Genomic DNA, 19,105 nt, shown 5'->3' on the forward strand with positions numbered 1-19,105 from the left:
GTATGTGATGAAATTTGAACTTTTTAACCCTCAAAGTGCAGCCCCAGACACTGAAAAAGCCTTCAGACTGTTCCCTCAGTTGAAAAAGTTTTATGCCAAATTAGGTCGAACGCCGCTTATTCCAGTTCCCTCACCAGAAGGGCATGCCACTATTCTCGCGAAGTACGAATTTAATAATCCCTTTGGTTCAGTAAAAGACCGTACTGCCTTCGGCCTGTTTTGTGATGCTATTAATCAGCATGATTTCTCCAAAGGAGAGCTGAAGTTGTTGGATTCTTCTGGCGGAAACATGGCCAAGGCATTAGCTAAACTTGGAGATGTGTGTGGTATCCCTGTTCAGGTCGTCATACCTGATTCCTCCTCTGAGATGCTAATTGATACTCTGAAGAGTGCGAACGCCATTGTTACGTTGGTCGACTGTAAACAATTTTTGCTAGGCATCATTGCCCGCAGTCAGCAGATTGCAAGGGATGACAGTAGTTGGACGCTTCTCTCGCAGCATCTGAATTTGGTTAATACCGCCGTACATCAATATCAGACCGGCGCCGAAATTATTAATCAGCTTAATGGAACACGTGTTGACGGCTGGGTTTCTGCAGTAGGTACCGGTGGAACGTTCTCAGGGGTATTCGCGGCACTAAGCAGACATAATCCACAGCTGATTGCCTGGGGAACCACACCGACAGAGCTTCCTTACGGTACCTTGAATGCGCCAAATGGCGAGGCAAAGTTTGCGGGAGCTGGCGGGTTAGGTTTTGGTTTTCGTCAACCATTTATCAGTGAATTAATGCCAAAAAATCTGCCTTTTAATGAAGTTTCCTATCGCGAAGCGCTAAGTGCTATGTATGAATTTTACCAACTTACCGGCGTAAAAATTGGTGCTTCGTCAGCGGCGAACTGGAAGACAGCGTGGAAACTTGCCTCCACTCTAAAAAAACATCAACAGGTCGTGACCTTATTTGCTGATGCCGGCACTGATACGGAAAGAGGAAAAGGAGAAGCGTGGTTTAAAAATACCGAGACCGTAATGGATTAATATCCACATCTTTTTAATACAGGTCATTAAAATGGAAATTATTCAAGGCAATAATAATGTATTGTCAGAGCTAATTACGCTCGCCAACTGGGTTCGTGCTGAAATAGATAAAGGCATTGCGCCGGGTGAAATTAAAATTAAGCTCTTCAAGGAAAGAGACTATTCTGATGTGTCTATTATTTCGGTAACGGAAATAGCTAGTATTAATTTCAATGCCAAAAATACTCACGGCCCTTCTGTAGGCGATCAAAACTCGCACACGGACTTTTTTATTGACCACAAAGGTCATCATGCTGGAACTATCACTGGCAGTGGATGGAAAATAGCTGAGCTGGCTGATAATAGCGTAGTGTCTTATTACCATGAAACGGCTGAAACCCTTTTGGGTAAAGTCGAAACATCGGGTATCTGGAACTCTAGCGCCATTTGGGCTCGCGAATGGCAATCATTGCTGGCCGTTGGGGTTAGTGGGGAATTAATGGGAAAAATAGGGGTACGTCAATTATTTCAAGAAGTCCCCCGAGAGAAATATTTTACACTGATCGTTCTTGTTCCTATTAATCAGATAAAAAGTTTTCTTTGTAATTAGCCATTCTATTTTATTAAGTTAGTTTCATTTACACTATAAAGAGGTAGGTATGCATTCGTCTGTAGAGTGGGATGTCATTATTGTTGGGGCCGGTCCAATAGGCTTATCGGCTGCCTGGAATTATGCCAGGAATAATAAAGACCATAAAATATTGGTGCTTGATAAACATGGATTAATGACCCAGCTTGCAGGCACAAGTGGAGAAGAACGTCACTGGCGGCTGCAATATTCGGAAATTGAAATTTTTCGCCTCACGTTGGAGGCCGATAAATTATGGCGCGAGCTTGAGTGTAACGCTGACCGCAAACTGGTTCATCGTATTGGCAGCCTATGGTTTGGGGATGCCGACGTTTGGACCAATGAGGGGCAAATTACTCAGACTATGAAGTCAATGGATGAAATGGATCTGCCCTATGAGCGCCTCAGCATAAAGGCCATCGAACAAAACTATGGCTTTACCCATTTCGATGCGAACTACGAAGGTTTTCTGCAAAAGGATGGCGGGGTAATTGATGTAAAGGGTACGCTATCAACGCTTTACGCTCTGGCCAGCGAGCTAAATGTAAACTTTCAATTTTGGCAGAGTGTCACGGCTATCGAACCGGATGCAAATGGTGTTACGGTGATTACTGACAACCACCGCTACCGAGCGCGTAAAGTGTTGGTAGCCAGCGGGCCGGGAAGCAAAAGGTTGCTGGGTGAGCTGGATATTGACCTGGCGCTGTCAACCTTTGAGATGGCCTGTATCAGTATGCTGCGAAGCCAACGTAAAGCAACAAATGACCCTTTCTGGTTTGCTTTCCAGCCACCGGTTGCCAGTGATAGTAATCTCTTTTACGGTTTTCCTCCTAACCCATGGTCGGTCAACGGATTTGACCGTCTCGGCACTGATTTTGAAGTTGATCCGATCTCGGATGACAACGCTCCTGGCTATCGCGCGAATCCCCAGCATGTCGATCGGGCACTTGAGTTTGCGCGCAAACACATGCCATTTCTGTCGCCAGACCAACACTATGCAACAAGTTGTCTGGCAGTGCTACCGACCAATCCGCAACGTCAATTCTATCTTGATACCGTCAGCGGTCGCTGTCACGGGGGAGAGAATGTGGTGGTTTCTGCGGGTGGGTGGGCATTCAAATTTACGCCGCTCATGGGGCAGATATGTGCAGATTTACTGAGTGGCAATACTCCTCGTTGGGATATTAGCGCGTTACGCTTCTAAATGAGGGACGTTCAATGGAAAAGCAGAATCTTAACGACAATAAAATTGCGTTGATCGGAATGGCCTGCCGTTTTCCAGGCGCCAGTGATGTCGACACGTGGTGGCATAACCTGATCAATGGCGTCGAATCAATTGTTCCGCTCGAACAGAAGAGTGGAGGGCATTGGGCATCTTCGTACGTCGCGATGGCTGCGCCGCTGGTGGATGATATTGCCCGGTTTGATGCCTGTTTTTTTGGGTTAAGTGCACGAGAGGCAACGCTGATGGACCCTCAACATCGGGTGTTTCTTGAATGCGCCTGGCATGCGCTTGAAAGTGCCGGAATTATTCCCGGCGCATTGCCTGATGCCGCGTTATTTGCCGGTTGCAGCAGTTCTGAGTATCTGCGGCAAGCCAGCGGATCTCTGCGATTTGCCCGTTTGGAACCTTCCGCTTTTGAGCAGCAGATCACTAACGACAAAGACTATCTCAGTACCCGCGCGGCATGGCATCTCGGGATTGGCGGGCCGGTTGTCAATGTGCAAGCAGCCTGCGCGACTTCACTGGTGGCGGTTTGCGAAGCTGTTTATGCACTGCGCAGTGGTCGATGCAGTCTGGCTCTGGCTGGAGCCTGTACCCTTCGAATCCCTCAACTTGAAGGATATGTCGCGCAGCAGGGTATGATTTATGCCACTGACGGACACTGCCGACCTTTTTCTGCGGATGCCAGCGGTACGGTTTTTGGCAGCGGTGTGGGGGTCGTGGTCATGAAGCGTTTAAAGGATGCCATTGACGCCGGTGATGAAATTATTGCTGTCATTGACGGCGTGGCGATGAACAACGACGGTGCTCAGAAAGTCAGCTTTACTACCACCAGTCTTGAAGGGCAGCAGCGACTTCTGCACCAGGCATTACAGGATGCGCGGCTTAAGCCTGATGATTTTCGTGCTATTGAAACTCACGGAACTGGCACGCTTGCTGGCGATCCGATTGAGTTTTCGGCATTGAAAAACGTGTTTGGCGCATTCACCGATCAACGCAACTTTTGCGCCATCGGTGCGGTTAAGGCCAATGTCGGTCACCTTGAAACCGCAGCCGGAATGGCGGGATTGATTAAGTCTGCTTTACAAATCAAACATGGTTGGTTGACGCCGCAAATTAATTTCTCTGCTCCTAATCCATCAATCGATCTGCAAGACAGTCCTTTTGAGGTGCTACAGGATGCTCAGTGCTGGGAACAAGACGATCCACGTCGTGCGATCGGAGTCAGTGCTTTTGGCATCGGTGGAAGTAATGCGCACGTTGTCTTATCCAGGCCGACGGAGACAATGCGTACTAAAGTCGACAAGGCGTCATCATTGTTTGCTGAAGTGATTCCTGTGTCTGCACGTTCCGAAAATGCTTGGTATCAACTGGTAAAAAGCTATCGACAATCGCTCTCGGGAAAAGACATCTGCTCCGCAGCCTGGCGTGCGCAGTCGGGCAGGAAAGGGATGCGTTATCGCGGCACTTTAGGCAAAGATGATGAAGGAAACGTCGTGGTTAAGGAAGGGATGAACGACAGCGGGAAAGGGCGTCTTCGTGTGGTATTCCAGTTTCCGGGCCAAGGTAGCCAGTTCATCGGGATGGCCTGTGAGCTGATGAGAGAAGATGCGGTATTCAATCGATTAGTACAGCATAAAATAGATATCCTGCTCAGGCAGAAACAGGTAGATATTTCAGGTTTGTTTAATGGCAAAGCTGACCCTCAATCAATTAACAATACTGCGGTTACCCAACCTGCCCTTGTAGCTGTAGAGATCGCCCTGGCCGAGTTGCTAATGAGTTGCGGTGTGACGCCAGACTGGGTCATCGGTCATAGCGTGGGGGAAATAGCTGCTGCTTGGGCTGCTGGCGCGTTTTCCATCGAGCAGGCACTGGTCTTTGCCTCAGAGCGTGGAAGGTTGATGGCATCGTTAGAAGATGGCTCAATGCTTGCCGTCGAGTTAGGCGAAACGACCTCTCGGCAATGGCTCAGCGCGGGCGTGTCTCTGGCAGCGGTCAATGGCGAGACCAACTGTGTGCTGTCTGGCACCACGGCGGCGCTAAGTGACTGTGAGAAACGGCTGCGTCAGGCGGGGATACGCTGTAAATCTCTCACTGTGTCACATGCTTTTCACTCGAACATGATGGACCCTATCCTTTGCAAACTGGAAGGCGTTGTTCCCCGTGTTACGAGTGCACAAAACGGTGTGCGCTATATCTCTGCGCTAAAAGCAGAAGAAGTTTGCGATCTTGCCCAACTCGATGCGCAGTACTGGTCTCGCCATGCGCGTGAACCCGTGCTCTATTATCAGGCACTGCAAAATATTCCTGTCGGTGGGAGAACCCTTTTCATTGAAGTGGGACCGGGTTCTACATTGACTTCGCTTGTTGCACAGTTGTGCAATCAAAAGCACAAGACCACCACTGTGCGAACGTTACGCCGTCATGACGATGTTTTAAGTGAATCCGCTTTGTGGGTGCAGGCATTACAAAAAATCTGGCGCGCAGGTGTTGATATCTGTTGGCCATTGCTCTGTGCGTCGTCGTCCACTGGAGTTTCATTGCCACTTTATCCTTTCGATCCCCAGGTTTGGTGGATGGGTGAGGGCGAAACTGACGAAGTGGAGTCACGCATCGCGCATGCAGAGGAAAGTAGCGCCCAAGATGCTGTTGCAAAGCGCATCGATCAAGTATGGCTAGCCATTACGGGTCAATTTCCCGATTCAATTTACCAAGATTTTTATGATTCTGGTGGGCACTCACTCATGGCACTTCGCCTGATGGCGTTGCTGGAACAGGAGTTTGGTAACGCGATTAGCATGGCCGATTTTTTAAAGCAACCGACCCCGGCGGGTATTCGTGATTGCTTATTTAAATCTGGGGCTGTTGAGTAATAAACTACTTTTTAACAGGATAAAATCATGTCTTTAACACAACTTAACGGTTATCAGTACCAGATTGAAACCATTGAAGTGAATGATGAAACCTCATTTACCCTGGCTTATTCAACTCAGATAAAACTATTACCTGGAAACGGCGGCATACGCTGGCGCAGTTATCATTCTCGCCAACATCAGGAGAATGAAGCTGTCATGCTTGCCCAGCGCATGTCGCTAAAACATGGACTGTATGATACCGGTTTTAGTGGCGGAAAAATCGTCGTCAACAGTCGACGTTTACCTACCGAGCAACCAGAAGTCCTGGCCGCGATAGGTGAGCTACTCAATCGCTATAGAGGCACGATGTTTACCGGTTGTGACATTAATACGTGTAGTAAAGACATGGAATATCTTCGTAAGTACACTCCTTGGATCCTGAATGCGATGGATAATCCGCAGATTGATACGTCAACGGCGACGGGTTATGGCGTCTGGAGTTCAATTTTTAAAATACTTACGCTTCGTCTAAGCCATATCTCTCAACCCCTTATTGCTATTCACGGTATGGGAAAGGTTGGGACTGAGGTCGCCAGACAGTGTATGCAGTTTGGTTGTGACGTCGTTGGGTATGACATCAATCCCGTCGCTATATTTCCCGTAGGTGTACGACGAGTAACCGAAGCTGAGTTGTTTAAACAGCCTAGTGACGTGTTTTGTGTTGCGTCATTGTCGGGTATTTTGACGGTGGATAATGTCCCGCTATTAGAGACCGAATGGGTAGTTAGCAGTGCCAACTCACCGTTCAACCATCCGATTGCCGAAGAACAACTCATTTCACGTGGAATTCATTACTTGCCCGACTACGTCAGTAATGCTGGGGCCGTTATTTGTGACAGCATTGAAATGGCGTTTGCCGATCGCTATAACCAAATGAATCAAGATCAGGTCAATGCGTACGTGCATTTAGTTATTGGTGCCAAAACGGAAGAGCTGCTTCAACGGTCTGCGTTGCTTGACTGTGAAGTGGGTAGATTGTTACAGCCGATGATGTCATCACTCTTGGAAGCTTGATACAAGCAGGGCCATGACTGATGGCCCATATTATAAATAGGAGAAGTCAGGGTCATGATGATTATTAACAAAGACGCGCTGCGTGCCAAAGTTGAGGCTGAATCACAGGGACGTCGTACGGTTTTGTATACCGCCTGCGGTCAACCCAGTTATATGTATGTCATGCCGAGCTTTACGATGAAAGAGGTGGCAACCGGCCTTGGAGATAAGCTTCATCCGGCTTTCATCATGCATGGCAGAGGAATTGCTGAATTCTTTTATGGCTGCTATCCAGGTAGTATTCATCGGGGGGAGTTGCTGAGTTTGCCGAATCAGGAACCGGCATCGGGCCTTAATTTACCTGCGTTTCGTGAAAAAGTGATGAGAAATGGACCCGGCTGGCATATTGGTACCAACGCAGAATGGTCAGCGTTAATGTTCTGGTGTAGGCACCATCAGTTTGCTGAGGACGGTAACACTTACTATGGCCGCTCTCATCGGACGGTAGCAGACTCTGGGCGGAGAGTTGAAGGTGAAGTTGGAGCTACCGACGGTAACCCCACGACCCTGACGGCATCGGGTCCTGCTGGTTGGTACCATGCAGGTAGCCCTGATGGAATAGGCGACCTTTGTGGAAATTTATGGGAATGGCAGGAGGGGGCAAGACTACACCAAGGCGAGATTCAGGTTATTCGGGATAACGATGCTGCTGCGGGAGACGTTGAGCAAACCGTTTGGTGGGCTGTCGATATTAATTCTGGTGCTTTGGTCACGCCGGGAAGTTTCAACAGTACAAAATTTGAATCACCTGAGAACAGTAGAATCGGCAATGCAGGGACGCCTGTACTCAGCTCGAGGATCTTAAACTTCAACGGAGAGCCACGAGATAGCAGCAATACGTCTGGCCTGATGGATGGGGCCTTCAACGATATTCAAATGCAAAACCATCTGGTTGCACCACAAATTTTACAGACGCTAGGAATAACCCCCTGGCATCAGCAAGCCGATGGGGATCAAGTGTATCTTCGTAACTACGGCGAACGTGCCCTTTTGCGCGGAGGAGCTTGGTATTCTGGTGAGTGCGCCGGACTACGTACGCTTTGCCTAAGCCACACGGCTGACCACGCGAGTTCCACCGTTGGAGCAAGGCCTGCTTTTTATCAGGGTTTATATTTTTGAAATATGTGATATTTCAACTTCGGATAGACATCGGAAAATTTTTTCCCTTTGATGGCTCCAGCCTGATACTAATCATAAAAATTCTCTGTCTATTACGATAATCTGTTGATATGTGAGTTGTTGCTATCATGAATCTTGCTATGTACAAACAATCCATCGTAATTTGGGAAGGCTCATAGTTACACAGCATATATGTAAGCGCCGATTTAACCCCATCTACCAATAATACCAACCTCGCGGCATAGTGCGCCTTATGCTGTCGCGCGTAAATGTATGGTGCAACGTACCCTTCTCGGTTCATATCCAGATAATCCGACCACCATTGCATCATCGCTTTTCGGGCATCAAGGTATTCTGCTTTATGGATGTACGTTGCCCGCACGCTGTTGCGCTCCTGATGGCTCATCTGGCGCCCAACGGCATCCTGTGACCATAGGCCAGATTCCATCAGTGCGCTAAAGGCCATTGCCCGGAATCCGTGGCCGCAGATGTCATTTTTGGTGTCATAACCCATCAGACGCAGCGCCTTGTTGACCGTGTTTCCGTACATCGGTTTATACGGGTTATGGTCGCCGGGGAATACCAGCACCTGATGCCCGGAGATTTCCCGTATCTGTTTCAAAATAGCGATGGCCTGCCGGGAGAGGGGAACGATATGCGGGGTGCGCATTTTTGCACCGCGCTCAGAGTAGCGGACACCAGGGATCGGTAGCTGCCAACGAAGTTGACACCCTTATTCGTTTTTTACGCTACAGATTTTAGCCCGGTTTCTGGCTTGTCTGGATTCAGCATTATTACATCTACCCGCTGCCACTGACGGCATGAGGCTGACCACCGTTCCGGTCGGGCTTTTTTAGCCATGTCATACAAGGCTTTTCGTTTTGCCAGCAGGCTTATATCTTCTCCCTGATGCCGTTGTTCTGGTGTGACATAACTGATCGCGCCATGCCGATGCTCCTTGTTATACCACCGGCTAAAGCCCTCCACCCAACGCCGGGCTTCAGCCAGATCCAGGAAGCCTGATGACGGCCACGACGGAACATATTTTAGCGTTCTGAACAGCGACTCCACATACGGATTATCGTTGCTGACTCGTGGTCGGCTGTGCGAACCCGTGATGCTCAGTTCTTCCAGTTTCGCTTTCAGCGTCTGGGATTTCATCGGCGCACCATTGTCGGCATGTAACACTAACGGATGGCGGTAACACCGTTCACGTAACACGGTGCGGTGCAGCAGCGCGGCCGCTCTGCCGTGGGACGACGGTCTTCAGCCTGGTGATTCCAGCGCCGCCAGGTGCTCAGGCTTAACCCTACTTCCCGACAAGCGGGGATCAGACGTACACCGGCGTTCATGGCTTCACGTATCCATCGGATCAGTTGCACGCGTTCGTGAGCGGGGGTCAGTCGTCCTCGTCCGCCTCGCCGTAATACTGATTCAGTTTTTTTCTCAGGACCAGCAGGGCTGCCGCCTCCGCCAGGGCCTTTTCTTTGCGCGCCAATTCACGCTCCAGCCCTTTGATTTTCTTTTGGGCCTGTTTTTGCGACTGCCGGGTATCGACTTGTGGCGTCTGGAGAAAATCCTGTTTCCACTGCGCTATTTGTTCAGGATAAAGCCCTTTGCGACGGCAGTATTCGCTCAGTTCGGCTTCACTGAGTGTGGCGGTTTCAACGATGACGGCAAAACGGGCTTCTGTCGACCAAAGGTCTGTGGTTTTGTTGGCACCGGGCACTGGTTTTCCCTCCAATTTGGCTTGGACCCGCCAATGATAAAGGGTAGCTTCCGATATCCCTTCCTGTTGTGCAAGTGCGGTGACGGTCATGTTGTAAGGAGGAAGTAATTTAGCTAATACAGCGGCCTTACGCTCTGGTGAATAACGTTTCATAACAGGCTCCGTTGCCCCATAGAGATTTTCAGTCTGGGGTGTCAACTATCCTGCCAGAGGGGGCACCACTGGCACTGTGATGTTGCCAGCGATTTGTTCCGGCGACCAGTCCTGATGCATCTTCTCTGCTATGAGTTTACACAATGCGGAGTATCTAATTAGCTTGCATTTACACCCGTTACGACGACGCGAAATATTTACTGGCACTGGAAGAGTGAAACTCGTCCTTACTGAAGCAATAAAAAGCTTGTCGAATGTCTCAGGGCTTTCATTACTGGTTAGCTCTGTAAAATCAGCTCCATACGCATATCAGCCTCAGCATATTTATTCTCTGTCAGGTCCACATCTGTAAACCCATTTCGGCGATAAAGATTAACCGCAGCCACCAGTACACCTGTGGTGAAAAGGAATATTTTCTTCGCCTTACGTTCCTTTGCGAACTGTATACAACGTTCCATGAGAAGTTGTCCTATTCTGAGGCCTTTATATTTTTCTGTCACAGCCAGCTTAGCCAGTTCAAACGCCTCACCTTTGCCTGGGATCATCGCAACCGTTCCGACTGTTTCACCATTCAAACGAGCGAAAAAAACAGCTCCTCCTCTTGAAAGAATATAGCCTTCAGGATCGTTAAGTATTTCAAGATCAACTGGCTCAACGGAGACATATTTCTTCAACCATTCAAGAGATAAGCTAATAAAGTCCTGACGGTATTTTTCATGCCATTGTTCGATAACCACGTTTTGCATATTGCCACCTAATTTCAAAATTCCATTAGTCAGTTAAAGACTTTGCTCTTCACTGATTCAGCAAGATAAGAACAGGCGCGCTGACCTGCTTACGATAAATGAACACAGCGCAATGTTAGTAACGTCCGCTAGTCATCACCAACTCCTTTTTACCGGGGTGTAGTGATGTGATGGACGTCTCCCTCAGTTCAAGTCCTGCCACACTTATGTTGAGTATTCTTTTTTCAGAGGAACAGCATCATGAACGCGATAAAAGTTATCGGCATCGATCTAGCTAAATCTTTCTTTCAGGTCTGCGTCTGGATGAGCGATATTCATGATACCCGTTCTGTTCTGCACTGGGCCCATAAGCGCGATGATGCATTGGGTATAAGGAGTGCTTAGTTGACCAATCGGTGTCTACTGACAGCTGAGATCCAAAGACCAACGGTCGCCGCGAGGCCACCGATCAGAAATACTGATGAATAACTCGAATGATCGGCGAACAACCCCACCACCGGTCCTGTGGCACCATAGGCGAGATCCTGGAATGCAACGAATCCACCGATTGCCGTACCACGCAAGTGTGACGGTACTTGCTTGACGACCTCTGCACCCATTGCGGGAAACACCATTGAACAGCCAAGGCCGGTTAACAATGCACCAAGCAGAGCAAGTCCGGGTCCTGGTGCCAGCCATAATAGATATTGCCCACATGCCTCCACAGATGCGTTCAGCCAGTTTCAGGGCTTCATTACGGAATTCGGGCGTGTACTGTTTGCGGGGCGTTTTACTGGTTGATGCCGGTTTTGTCATGAGTAATCACCTCTGGTTGAGAGTTTACTCACCGAGTCGCGTGTCCACTAATGGCGGGTAAGATCAGTATCGCCTGTCATCTGAAATTAAAGTTTTCAAAGTGAATTCTGTTTTTGGGCAGGTGTGTTAATAGCATTTCTCTCATGCCTGTTGGCCCACAAAACCAATAGTCGCTATGCTGATAGTTGTTTAGTGTTGACGGGACTAATAATCCGTCCTGTTTCTGTACTAAAATTTTCAGAGTAATGCCACACAGTTCGGTGAGCCGTTTTAATTGCTCCTCGAAGATCAAATCCTGATGGTTATTGACGCAATATATCAGTGTGGTGTGTGGTCTTTTTTCATTCCGTTCAACCAGCGCTTCTAGCCATGCAATAAACGGTGTTATACCGATGCCGCCAGCGATCCAATAAGTTGTAGTGTTGCTGTTAGACGGTAGGATGAATCGACCATAAGGGCCTTCTACAGAAACGGATGCTCCATTTTTAATTGAAGCGTGTAATTTACCCGTGTAATCCCCTAATTTTTTAATTGCAAATGTTAATATGCTGTTTTTTCTATTATATTTCATCACGGTAAACGGATGTGAGCCTTCTTTTTCATCGAGGGTTACCAGAGCAAACTGGCCTGGCTGATATTTTTCCACAAATCCTTGTGCTGCGCTGATATCTATTTCAATGACATCGTCATTAAGCGATCTACTGGCGATGATATGTCCTGAGAATCGATGCTTTTTGCCTATTTGACCACTGAGACAAAAGAGGGCGGCGCAAAAACCGGTAGCGGATGTCAACCATGTCAATATACCGAATGATGTCCAACGCAAGGCGGGTGTTACAAGATAAGCACCATGAATTAGCGCTAATGCAGCCACAATGGCGGCAATTTTGTGGGTTATTTTGAACTGATTGTAGGGTAGTGCTTTTATAAGGCTGATGATGACAATGATCACTATTCCATAAAATGCTATTTCACCCATATCGACCATAAAGCCTCGCCATGGAATCGCGCCATGATTCCGATGTGGTCCAAGGCGGATGAAACCGAACTCAGACAGATAGCGAGGCGCTTTTGACAAGAGCCAGTGGATGGTGATCATAATGCAGGCAGCTATACCCATTTTTTTATGCAACAAATACAGCTTATCCAACCCACCTAATCGTTGTTCAATCCAGGATGGACGGGTGGCAAAAATAAGCAGTGTACTGAGCAGAACCGTGGACAATAATCCGGAAAGCTGAATTATCTGATTTCTCCAATATATAAAATCGACGACGTCATTCTGAACGGGAAGACTTGTCAGCCACGCTATTGCACAGATAGCGATTATTCCAAGTAAGTAATACATATATGTCACCTCGATATCATAATTAGTTTTTCATCACAGGTGAAAATTTGGAATTCATTATTTTTTTAACTTATCAATAAATATATCAACGATTTTTCCCCCCAGCGCTGCGCACAGACTGCCCGTGATGACACAGACGATGATCAGTGCATAATATTTTGTTTCCGGTGGAGAAAATCCAAATAAAGCAGCTAGCGTCGATTGATGAATAATCAACAGCATGAGTCCCAGTGAACCGACAGCCACACTGACAAATTGCCAGTTTACTGCCATCCAGTGCGAGTCAAGATCCCGATTGACGTAAACCAATCCCAGATTTCCCAGCACTAATGTCAGGAAGCCGAGTGTGCGAGCTTCGGCCTCTTCCATTCCAATCGTGCGCGCAATCCAATAGGTCAACCCTGTTGCAGCAAAGACGGACGCCCCCTGAGCCACACTGCGCAGCAGTGTTCTTTTGCTGAACAGTTGCATTCCTTGTGACCGAGGGGGTTCATGCATCAAGCGTTCGGGGGCGGTTTCCGCTTCGAAAACAATGGAGCAGGTTGGGCTGATCACCAGTTCCAGAAAGGCGATAAGTGCCGGTGTCAGCATCATCGGGGCGCCGAAGGGCAGGGGCAACATGGCAATACCGATAATCGGTAGATGTGCGGCGATAGCATAGGTAATTGCTTTGACCAAATTATGGTAGATGCGCCGCCCCATGCGCATGGCCTGAACAATAGCCGCAAAGTCGTCCGCGACCAATACCAGATCAGCGGCTTGTCGCGCTACATCGGTACCGCGGTTGCCCATGGCGATCCCAATATGTGCGGCCTTCAGCGCCGGAGTGTCATTAACGCCGTCCCCGGTCATGGCGACGACATCACCACCGCGCTTAAACGCATTCACCAATCGTAACTTTTGAATAGGGGCAATACGGGCAAATATATTGACGCTGCTGACTTTTAGACTGAGTTCCTCATCGGTCATGTTTTTCAGCTGGTCGCCGGTGATAACCTGTGATGATGGAATACCGGCTTCATCAGCAATGGCCCGGGCGGTAGCCGGGTGATCTCCCGTGATCATGACTACACGTACCCCGGCGTTATGGCATGCGGTAATGGCTTGTGGCACTTCGGTTTTCAGTGGATCAGCCAACCCGACCAGACCGAGTAACTCAAAGACAAAGTCGTGCTGAATCTCTGGCCAGTTTTCGTGATTATGTTGTGCCCGGGCTACCGCCAGCACACGTAGACCGTGTTTGGCCATTTCATCAGCACGCGCCAGCATAGCCTGTGACGCTTGTGGCGGCAGATGACAAAGATCAGCCACGGCTTCAGGCGCACCTTTACAGGCGACCGGAAAATGTTTGAATCCAGGTGCCTGCCAGAGATGACTCATGGCCAACAGGTCTGGGGCAATTTCATATTCCCGCGCCAGGACCCAGTTATTGTGCAAATGTTCGGTGCCTGAGAGTTGTACTTTCCCAATCTGATGAATGGCCAGTTCCATTGGGTCCAATGGCTCAAGTTCGCTGGCCAGAATGCCGTACTCCACCAGTTCATGGAATGCCTCTGGCAATGTGCTGACCTGGATTTCATTAACATCTAACAGATCATCGCCCACCGACAACATTCTTACCGCCATACGATTGCGGGTGAGCGTGCCGGTCTTGTCCACGCACAACACGCGTGTTTCACCTAACGTCTCAATGGCAGAAAGTCGGCGGGTCAGTACACCGTGTGTGGCAATCCGCCGTGCGCCGAGTGCCATAAATACGGTAAGAATTACGGAGAATTCTTGAGGCAGTAGACTCATTGCCAGCATGATCCCGGCAAGAAAGCCTTCTACCCATTGGCCGCGTATAAGACCTATCAATAACAGCACGATAAAGCTGACTGCCCCGCCAAATAGAGTAAAGCGCCGGATGAAATGACGAATTTCCTGCTGTAAAGGCGAAGGTGTGTCTTCCATTTCGGCCAGACTGGTGCCAATTTGCCCCAACTGCGTGAGCGTGCCCGTAGCCGTTATTTGCAGGATGCCTTGTCCTCGAGTGACGACGGTCCCGGCACAAAGATCGGCACGAGTACGGGGAGCATCAGCAGACAAGACAAATTTGGCAATCGGGACAGATTCACCGGTGAGCAGTGATTCATCGACAGCAAGCTCATGTGCGGATAGCAGCTGACCATCGGCCGGACAACGCTCGCCTTCACCTATTTGTATTACATCGCCGGGAACCAGATTTTCTGCTGGGATCTGTTGCCATTCATCATCACGCAAGACGTGTGTGTGGGGCGAGGACAACTCTTTCAATGCGGCTAGCGCCCTGGCGGTTCGGTGTGACTGCAAGGCGGTGACGACCACAATAATAAGCACAAAACCCACCAACAACATGGCTTCGTGAATATCACCTAGCAACATGTAGATAGCGCCTGCTGCAATCAACAGCAAAAACATCGGTTCAGTCAATGTTTCCCGCAATACCATCAAAACCGGGTGGGGGGGTTTGGCAGTCAATTGATTTGGGCCGAACTCTGACAGGCGCAGATCAGCTTCACGGGTGGTAAGGCCGGTGAAATGCTGGCGGTTCTTATTCATGCTAAATCCAGAAGATAGGACTTATTAAAGGATAGACTATGGAGAGTGTAACAGCGCAGTTTACAGAACAAATAAAACCCCAGATAATAAGCATCGCCGTTAACCGGCGGGTTATCACTTTGGACAGCAATCCCAGTCCTAAAACTGGATTGTCATTCAGAGTCGTAGCCATTCACTATTGTCTTCGATGTGCTGCATCTCTGTGACGCTGGTGTGGTTTTGCCGCGGTAAACCACACTCTGAATAATTACCATAAGTTAATCACTAATTATCAATGCTGGTTTTAGCAGGAATATTTTATGGAAAAAGAGATGCTATTTGATGAACACGACACCAAACAGTCAGAACGTTTTAACGCTGCCCGTAAAAGTACCTGGGTCAGTGTCGTTGTAAATGTATTTCTTACTCTGGGTCAAGTCACGATCGGCGTATTCTCTGGTTCCCAGGGTCTTATTGCCGACGGTATTCATTCATTATCTGATCTGGTCGCTGATTTTGTGGTTTTGGTCGCCAATCATAAAAGCAAGAAAGAAGCTGATGATGACCATCCTTACGGTCATCACCGTTATGAGAATGCGGCATCTCTCGCGTTGGGGACGCTGTTGCTGGTCGTCGGTATAGGAATGCTATGGTCCGCTGGTCATAAAATTCAGGACCCGGCATCTATCCCACAAGTGCATATCATTGCACTGTGGGTGGCACTGGTGGCGCTGGTATCTAAAGAGCTCCTTTTTCGCTATATGCTGGCTGTGGCAAAGCGGGTCAGGTCAAGCATGCTGGTCGCCAATGCCTGGCATGCCCGTTCGGATGCCGCTTCGTCCCTGGTTGTCTCGGTGGGTATCATCGGAAACCTGATGGGATTCACACTACTCGATCCGATCGCCGCATTAGTTGTGGGTTTGATGGTGTCGAAGATGGGGGCGGCTTTCATGTGGGATTCGTTGCACGATCTGATGGACAGAGCCGCTGATTCGAAAATAGAAGAAAAAATTAAACATACCATCCTGGCAACCGAAGGTGTATCCGGCATTCACGATTTGAAAACCCGTAAGATGGGCGATCTGATTATCGTCGATGTGCATTTGGAAATTGATGGCACATTGTCAGTCAGAGAAGGTCATGATATTGCTGTTGCCGCGAGGAAAGCGGTGCTGGATAATTTTTCCGTTCTGAACATGATGACCCATGTCGATCCTGTTGAGGTAGATACCAACGTCAGCAGATAACCTGCCGGTTTGAGTTTTATGACCCGATGGACATAACAGTGATAATCGGGAGCTCGTAAAGACGCTGCAAGCACATCCTTACAAACTCAAGCCGCGCCATCCCTGGCGCTGATGCTTTACTCTTCTTTCTCATTATCACCGTTGAGACTATCTCATGAAGGACTCAATCTGAGTGGTGCTTAATATCCTCACCAGGGAAAGTATTTAGCAGGATCAAGTAACGGCTATCCAGAGGGGTGTTTGCTTTATAACCAAGAGGCGAGTAATTGAGAGCAGCCAACATACATGCAACCTGAACGATAAAGGGGATATATAAACTAAATAACCACCTGAAGTTTCTGAGGGATATTATCTGACGGTGGTTTAACCACCGTCAAAGAGTGATTAGGCGGCAAACCTAATCAGCGTGGCATTTATCGCCATCCCCAGTGCCACAATGATCAATAATCCGGCAAAACTGAGTTGAGCGATATGATCAGGCAAATAATTGCCGATTTTTCGACCAATGAACATGCCAGCAGCCGTGCTGAGTGCGAACCATACGGTCATGGGGAGCGGTAATGATGCGCCATGCATAACAGTGGTAACAATACCGCCGGAACTTACCAGCGCGATGACTAGCAGTGAAGTAGCGATACAACCGTGGATGGTCAATGGGGTAAATTGTCGCAGCAAAGGGACGATAATAAATCCGCCCCCAACAGCTAATAGCCCAGTCATAAATCCGGTAATGGCACCAAAACTTAAAAACAGTAACCAGGTCCACATCGTCCACACGAATCGTTCAGTATGTTCATCTAACACGACACGATAAGTGGTGATCTCTTGTGTATCCGTCGTGGTTTTTTTGTGTTGGCTGCGTAGTAAACGAACAGCTACCACGATCATTACGGCGGCGAAAAGTAAGGTAAGTAGCGTGGGGGAAGTGTGGCGAGCGACAAAAGCGCCAGCAGCGGTGACAGGAATACCGGCCAATGCCATCACAATTGCAGCACGATAGCGCACCAGATTCTTGCGCCAGGCTTCGACGGCACCCAAGGCGGAGCTCCCGGCTACCGCGACCAGAGCGACAGGTGCGGCCTGTGGGAGGCTCCATCCCATGCCAATGACCAGGGCAGGAACGGCAAAAATGCCGCCGCCTGCACCGGTTATCCCTAAAATAGCCCCTACACACAAACCTAAAACTAATGAAATGAACATGTTTTTTCCTGAGCGAATGAACTGGTAGGCGTGGGCATGATTAATGCCTTTGTCTGGTTTTTTCTAATTGTTCAAAAATCAGCATGCCGGCCAGCATTGCCACCACAAATACAATGCCTTTGGTCGCACCCGTACCGAGTAGCACCAATGCCGGCCCGGGACAGATTCCTGCCAATCCCCAGCCGAGACCAAACAGAATGGCACCACCCACCAACCGTTTATCAATATGCGTACGGGTCGGCAAACTTATCGGCCCACCATAAACTGATTGTGTGCGGTTCCTGATAGAACGAAAAGCGCAAAAGGCGACGCTGATTGCGCCTCCCATAACAAAAGCCAATGAAGGGTCCCAAATACGAGTGATATCTAAAAATCCAATAACCTTGGCGGGATTTGCCATCCCACTGACCAGTAGCCCGATGCCAAATATGACCCCGGCCAACAGTGAAAAAAGTAAGTTCATACGGATCCTTTAACCGGTTTTCGGTGTAAATAGTGTGAATAGATAGTTGGGGGGTTAAATTTGTGAACCCATTAGCCAGACAGTGATAAAGGCCACCAACATAAAGGTGAGTGTGGCTACCAGAGAGCGCAATGATAAGCGCGATAGCCCACACACACCGTGGCCACTGGTACAGCCGGAACCATAACGTGTGCCTATTCCGACCAGCAATCCGGCGGTGATCAACACAGGCCAGGGGGCGTCGATCTTACTGGCAGGTAACGGGGCGACCAGACTATACAAGATCGGTGATGCGATGATGCCGATCAGAAAGGCGAGTCGCCAGGTGCGATCCGTCGTTTTTGGAGAGAGTAATCCGCCCAGGATGCCGCTTATCCCTGCTATGCGGCCACAGAAAAGGATCAATATCCATGCTGCAAGCCCAATCAACATTCCTCCGAGAAAACTCATCAATGGCGTGAACTGCTCAATATTAATGGTCATGACCTGCGCCTTCTATTTCATTTTTTGGACAGTAAAGTTGATATAACGTATTGAGTAAAACGAGGACTTTAGGGTCATCAATACGATAGAAAATCTGTTTTCCTTCACGACGCGTTGCAACCAGTTGTAACCGGCGCATCACACCTAACTGCTGCGATAATGTTGGTTGATAAATACCCAACGCCGCCTCCATTTCACCTACTGATGCCTCTCCCTGGCTGAGATGACACATCAACAGCAGACGATCATCATTAGCCAATGCACGTAATACCATGGTGGCTGTTGCGGCGGCGTCGCGCATTTTTTCCTGGTCAATTTTTTCCTGGCTAATCGTCGCGTTATCCATAGGGATCCTTTCAAACTAAGGTATAGTTCAACAAAACACTTTACAATGTTATATAATATAATATTGTATATTTAATTC

General features: G+C 48.7%; 15 protein-coding genes and 2 pseudogenes. 8 read left to right on the forward strand and 9 right to left on the reverse strand.

Annotated features, from left to right (window positions below):
• Positions 1 to 7: 7 nt before the first annotated feature.
• Genes PCO85_04755 through PCO85_04780 form a run of 6 tightly spaced genes read left to right on the forward strand, consistent with a single transcriptional unit; the run spans position 8 to position 7,958 of the window.
• Entirely contained in the window at positions 8 to 1,036 is a 1,029-nt protein-coding gene (locus PCO85_04755; GenBank protein WJV54750.1) for a pyridoxal-phosphate dependent enzyme, read from the forward strand.
• A 31-nt stretch (positions 1,037 to 1,067) separates the two neighbouring features.
• Positions 1,068 to 1,625, forward strand: a complete 558-nt coding sequence (locus PCO85_04760) for a hypothetical protein (GenBank protein WJV54751.1) — start codon at positions 1,068 to 1,070, stop codon at positions 1,623 to 1,625.
• Between the two features lie 49 nt (positions 1,626 to 1,674).
• A complete protein-coding gene (locus PCO85_04765; protein ID WJV54752.1) occupies positions 1,675 to 2,847 on the forward strand; it encodes an FAD-dependent oxidoreductase in 1,173 nt (390 codons plus the stop codon).
• A gap of 14 nt (positions 2,848 to 2,861) precedes the next feature.
• Complete coding sequence (locus PCO85_04770; GenBank protein WJV54753.1) at positions 2,862 to 5,744, forward strand: type I polyketide synthase; 2,883 nt, start codon at positions 2,862 to 2,864, stop codon at positions 5,742 to 5,744.
• Positions 5,745 to 5,771: 27 nt separating this feature from the next.
• Positions 5,772 to 6,800: an NAD(P)-dependent oxidoreductase gene (locus tag PCO85_04775; GenBank protein ID WJV54754.1), complete on the forward strand. Its 1,029-nt coding sequence runs from the start codon at positions 5,772 to 5,774 to the stop codon at positions 6,798 to 6,800.
• A gap of 54 nt (positions 6,801 to 6,854) precedes the next feature.
• Positions 6,855 to 7,958, forward strand: coding sequence for a hypothetical protein (locus PCO85_04780; GenBank protein ID WJV54755.1), 1,104 nt, complete (start codon positions 6,855 to 6,857; stop codon positions 7,956 to 7,958).
• A 247-nt stretch (positions 7,959 to 8,205) separates the two neighbouring features.
• On the opposite strand, the pseudogene PCO85_04785 reads toward PCO85_04780, so the two are convergent.
• The 3 genes and pseudogenes from PCO85_04785 to PCO85_04795 form a co-directional block, all read right to left on the reverse strand.
• Positions 8,206 to 8,664: pseudogene (locus PCO85_04785) on the reverse strand (site-specific integrase).
• A 38-nt stretch (positions 8,665 to 8,702) separates the two neighbouring features.
• Positions 8,703 to 9,840 (reverse strand): annotated as a pseudogene (locus tag PCO85_04790) (transposase).
• Between the two features lie 278 nt (positions 9,841 to 10,118).
• Entirely contained in the window at positions 10,119 to 10,586 is a 468-nt protein-coding gene (locus PCO85_04795) for a GNAT family N-acetyltransferase (GenBank protein ID WJV54756.1), read from the reverse strand.
• A gap of 240 nt (positions 10,587 to 10,826) precedes the next feature.
• Here PCO85_04795 and PCO85_04800 point away from each other — a divergent pair, with 240 nt between their 5' ends.
• Positions 10,827 to 10,970: a hypothetical protein gene (locus PCO85_04800; GenBank protein ID WJV54757.1), complete on the forward strand. Its 144-nt coding sequence runs from the start codon at positions 10,827 to 10,829 to the stop codon at positions 10,968 to 10,970.
• Between the two features lie 487 nt (positions 10,971 to 11,457).
• Here PCO85_04800 and PCO85_04805 read toward each other — a convergent pair whose 3' ends face one another.
• The gene (locus PCO85_04805) at positions 11,458 to 12,729 is read right to left on the reverse strand and encodes a ferric reductase-like transmembrane domain-containing protein (GenBank protein WJV54758.1); all 1,272 of its coding nucleotides are present in this window, start codon (positions 12,727 to 12,729) and stop codon (positions 11,458 to 11,460) included.
• 57 nt (positions 12,730 to 12,786) lie between these two features.
• Positions 12,787 to 15,309, reverse strand: coding sequence for a cation-translocating P-type ATPase (locus tag PCO85_04810; GenBank protein ID WJV54759.1), 2,523 nt, complete (start codon positions 15,307 to 15,309; stop codon positions 12,787 to 12,789).
• 299 nt (positions 15,310 to 15,608) lie between these two features.
• On the opposite strand from PCO85_04810, the gene PCO85_04815 reads away from it, so the two are divergent.
• On the forward strand, positions 15,609 to 16,535 hold the full coding sequence (locus PCO85_04815; GenBank protein WJV54760.1) for a cation diffusion facilitator family transporter: 927 nt from the start codon (positions 15,609 to 15,611) through the stop codon (positions 16,533 to 16,535).
• 384 nt (positions 16,536 to 16,919) lie between these two features.
• Here PCO85_04815 and PCO85_04820 read toward each other — a convergent pair whose 3' ends face one another.
• From PCO85_04820 to PCO85_04835, 4 genes are read right to left on the reverse strand one after another with little or no spacing between them, the layout of a single operon-like run.
• Positions 16,920 to 17,735: a sulfite exporter TauE/SafE family protein gene (locus PCO85_04820; GenBank protein WJV54761.1), complete on the reverse strand. Its 816-nt coding sequence runs from the start codon at positions 17,733 to 17,735 to the stop codon at positions 16,920 to 16,922.
• Positions 17,736 to 17,775: 40 nt separating this feature from the next.
• Entirely contained in the window at positions 17,776 to 18,198 is a 423-nt protein-coding gene (locus PCO85_04825) for a YeeE/YedE family protein (protein WJV54762.1), read from the reverse strand.
• 54 nt (positions 18,199 to 18,252) lie between these two features.
• Entirely contained in the window at positions 18,253 to 18,681 is a 429-nt protein-coding gene (locus PCO85_04830) for a YeeE/YedE family protein (protein ID WJV54763.1), read from the reverse strand.
• The gene (locus PCO85_04835) at positions 18,671 to 19,027 is read right to left on the reverse strand and encodes a metalloregulator ArsR/SmtB family transcription factor (GenBank protein WJV54764.1); all 357 of its coding nucleotides are present in this window, start codon (positions 19,025 to 19,027) and stop codon (positions 18,671 to 18,673) included. The genes PCO85_04830 and PCO85_04835 overlap by 11 nt, the downstream gene beginning before the upstream one ends.
• Positions 19,028 to 19,105 lie beyond the last annotated feature (78 nt).

The organism is Prodigiosinella aquatilis, from assembly GCA_030388725.1.
GTDB lineage: Bacteria > Pseudomonadota > Gammaproteobacteria > Enterobacterales > Enterobacteriaceae > Prodigiosinella > Prodigiosinella aquatilis.

Bases quoted from the DNA above. Each gene is read 5' to 3' on its own strand.
- PCO85_04755 (WJV54750.1), top strand. From the start codon at position 8: ATGAAATTTGAACTTTTTAACCCTCAAAGTGCAGCCCCAGACACTGAA.
- PCO85_04760 (WJV54751.1), top strand. From the start codon at position 1,068: ATGGAAATTATTCAAGGCAATAATAATGTATTGTCAGAGCTAATTACG.
- PCO85_04765 (WJV54752.1), top strand. From the start codon at position 1,675: ATGCATTCGTCTGTAGAGTGGGATGTCATTATTGTTGGGGCCGGTCCA.
- PCO85_04770 (WJV54753.1), top strand. From the start codon at position 2,862: ATGGAAAAGCAGAATCTTAACGACAATAAAATTGCGTTGATCGGAATG.
- PCO85_04775 (WJV54754.1), top strand. From the start codon at position 5,772: ATGTCTTTAACACAACTTAACGGTTATCAGTACCAGATTGAAACCATT.
- PCO85_04780 (WJV54755.1), top strand. From the start codon at position 6,855: ATGATGATTATTAACAAAGACGCGCTGCGTGCCAAAGTTGAGGCTGAA.
- PCO85_04795 (WJV54756.1), bottom strand. From the start codon at position 10,586: ATGCAAAACGTGGTTATCGAACAATGGCATGAAAAATACCGTCAGGAC.
- PCO85_04800 (WJV54757.1), top strand. From the start codon at position 10,827: ATGAACGCGATAAAAGTTATCGGCATCGATCTAGCTAAATCTTTCTTT.
- PCO85_04805 (WJV54758.1), bottom strand. From the start codon at position 12,729: ATGTATTACTTACTTGGAATAATCGCTATCTGTGCAATAGCGTGGCTG.
- PCO85_04810 (WJV54759.1), bottom strand. From the start codon at position 15,309: ATGAATAAGAACCGCCAGCATTTCACCGGCCTTACCACCCGTGAAGCT.
- PCO85_04815 (WJV54760.1), top strand. From the start codon at position 15,609: ATGGAAAAAGAGATGCTATTTGATGAACACGACACCAAACAGTCAGAA.
- PCO85_04820 (WJV54761.1), bottom strand. From the start codon at position 17,735: ATGTTCATTTCATTAGTTTTAGGTTTGTGTGTAGGGGCTATTTTAGGG.
- PCO85_04825 (WJV54762.1), bottom strand. From the start codon at position 18,198: ATGAACTTACTTTTTTCACTGTTGGCCGGGGTCATATTTGGCATCGGG.
- PCO85_04830 (WJV54763.1), bottom strand. From the start codon at position 18,681: ATGACCATTAATATTGAGCAGTTCACGCCATTGATGAGTTTTCTCGGA.
- PCO85_04835 (WJV54764.1), bottom strand. From the start codon at position 19,027: ATGGATAACGCGACGATTAGCCAGGAAAAAATTGACCAGGAAAAAATG.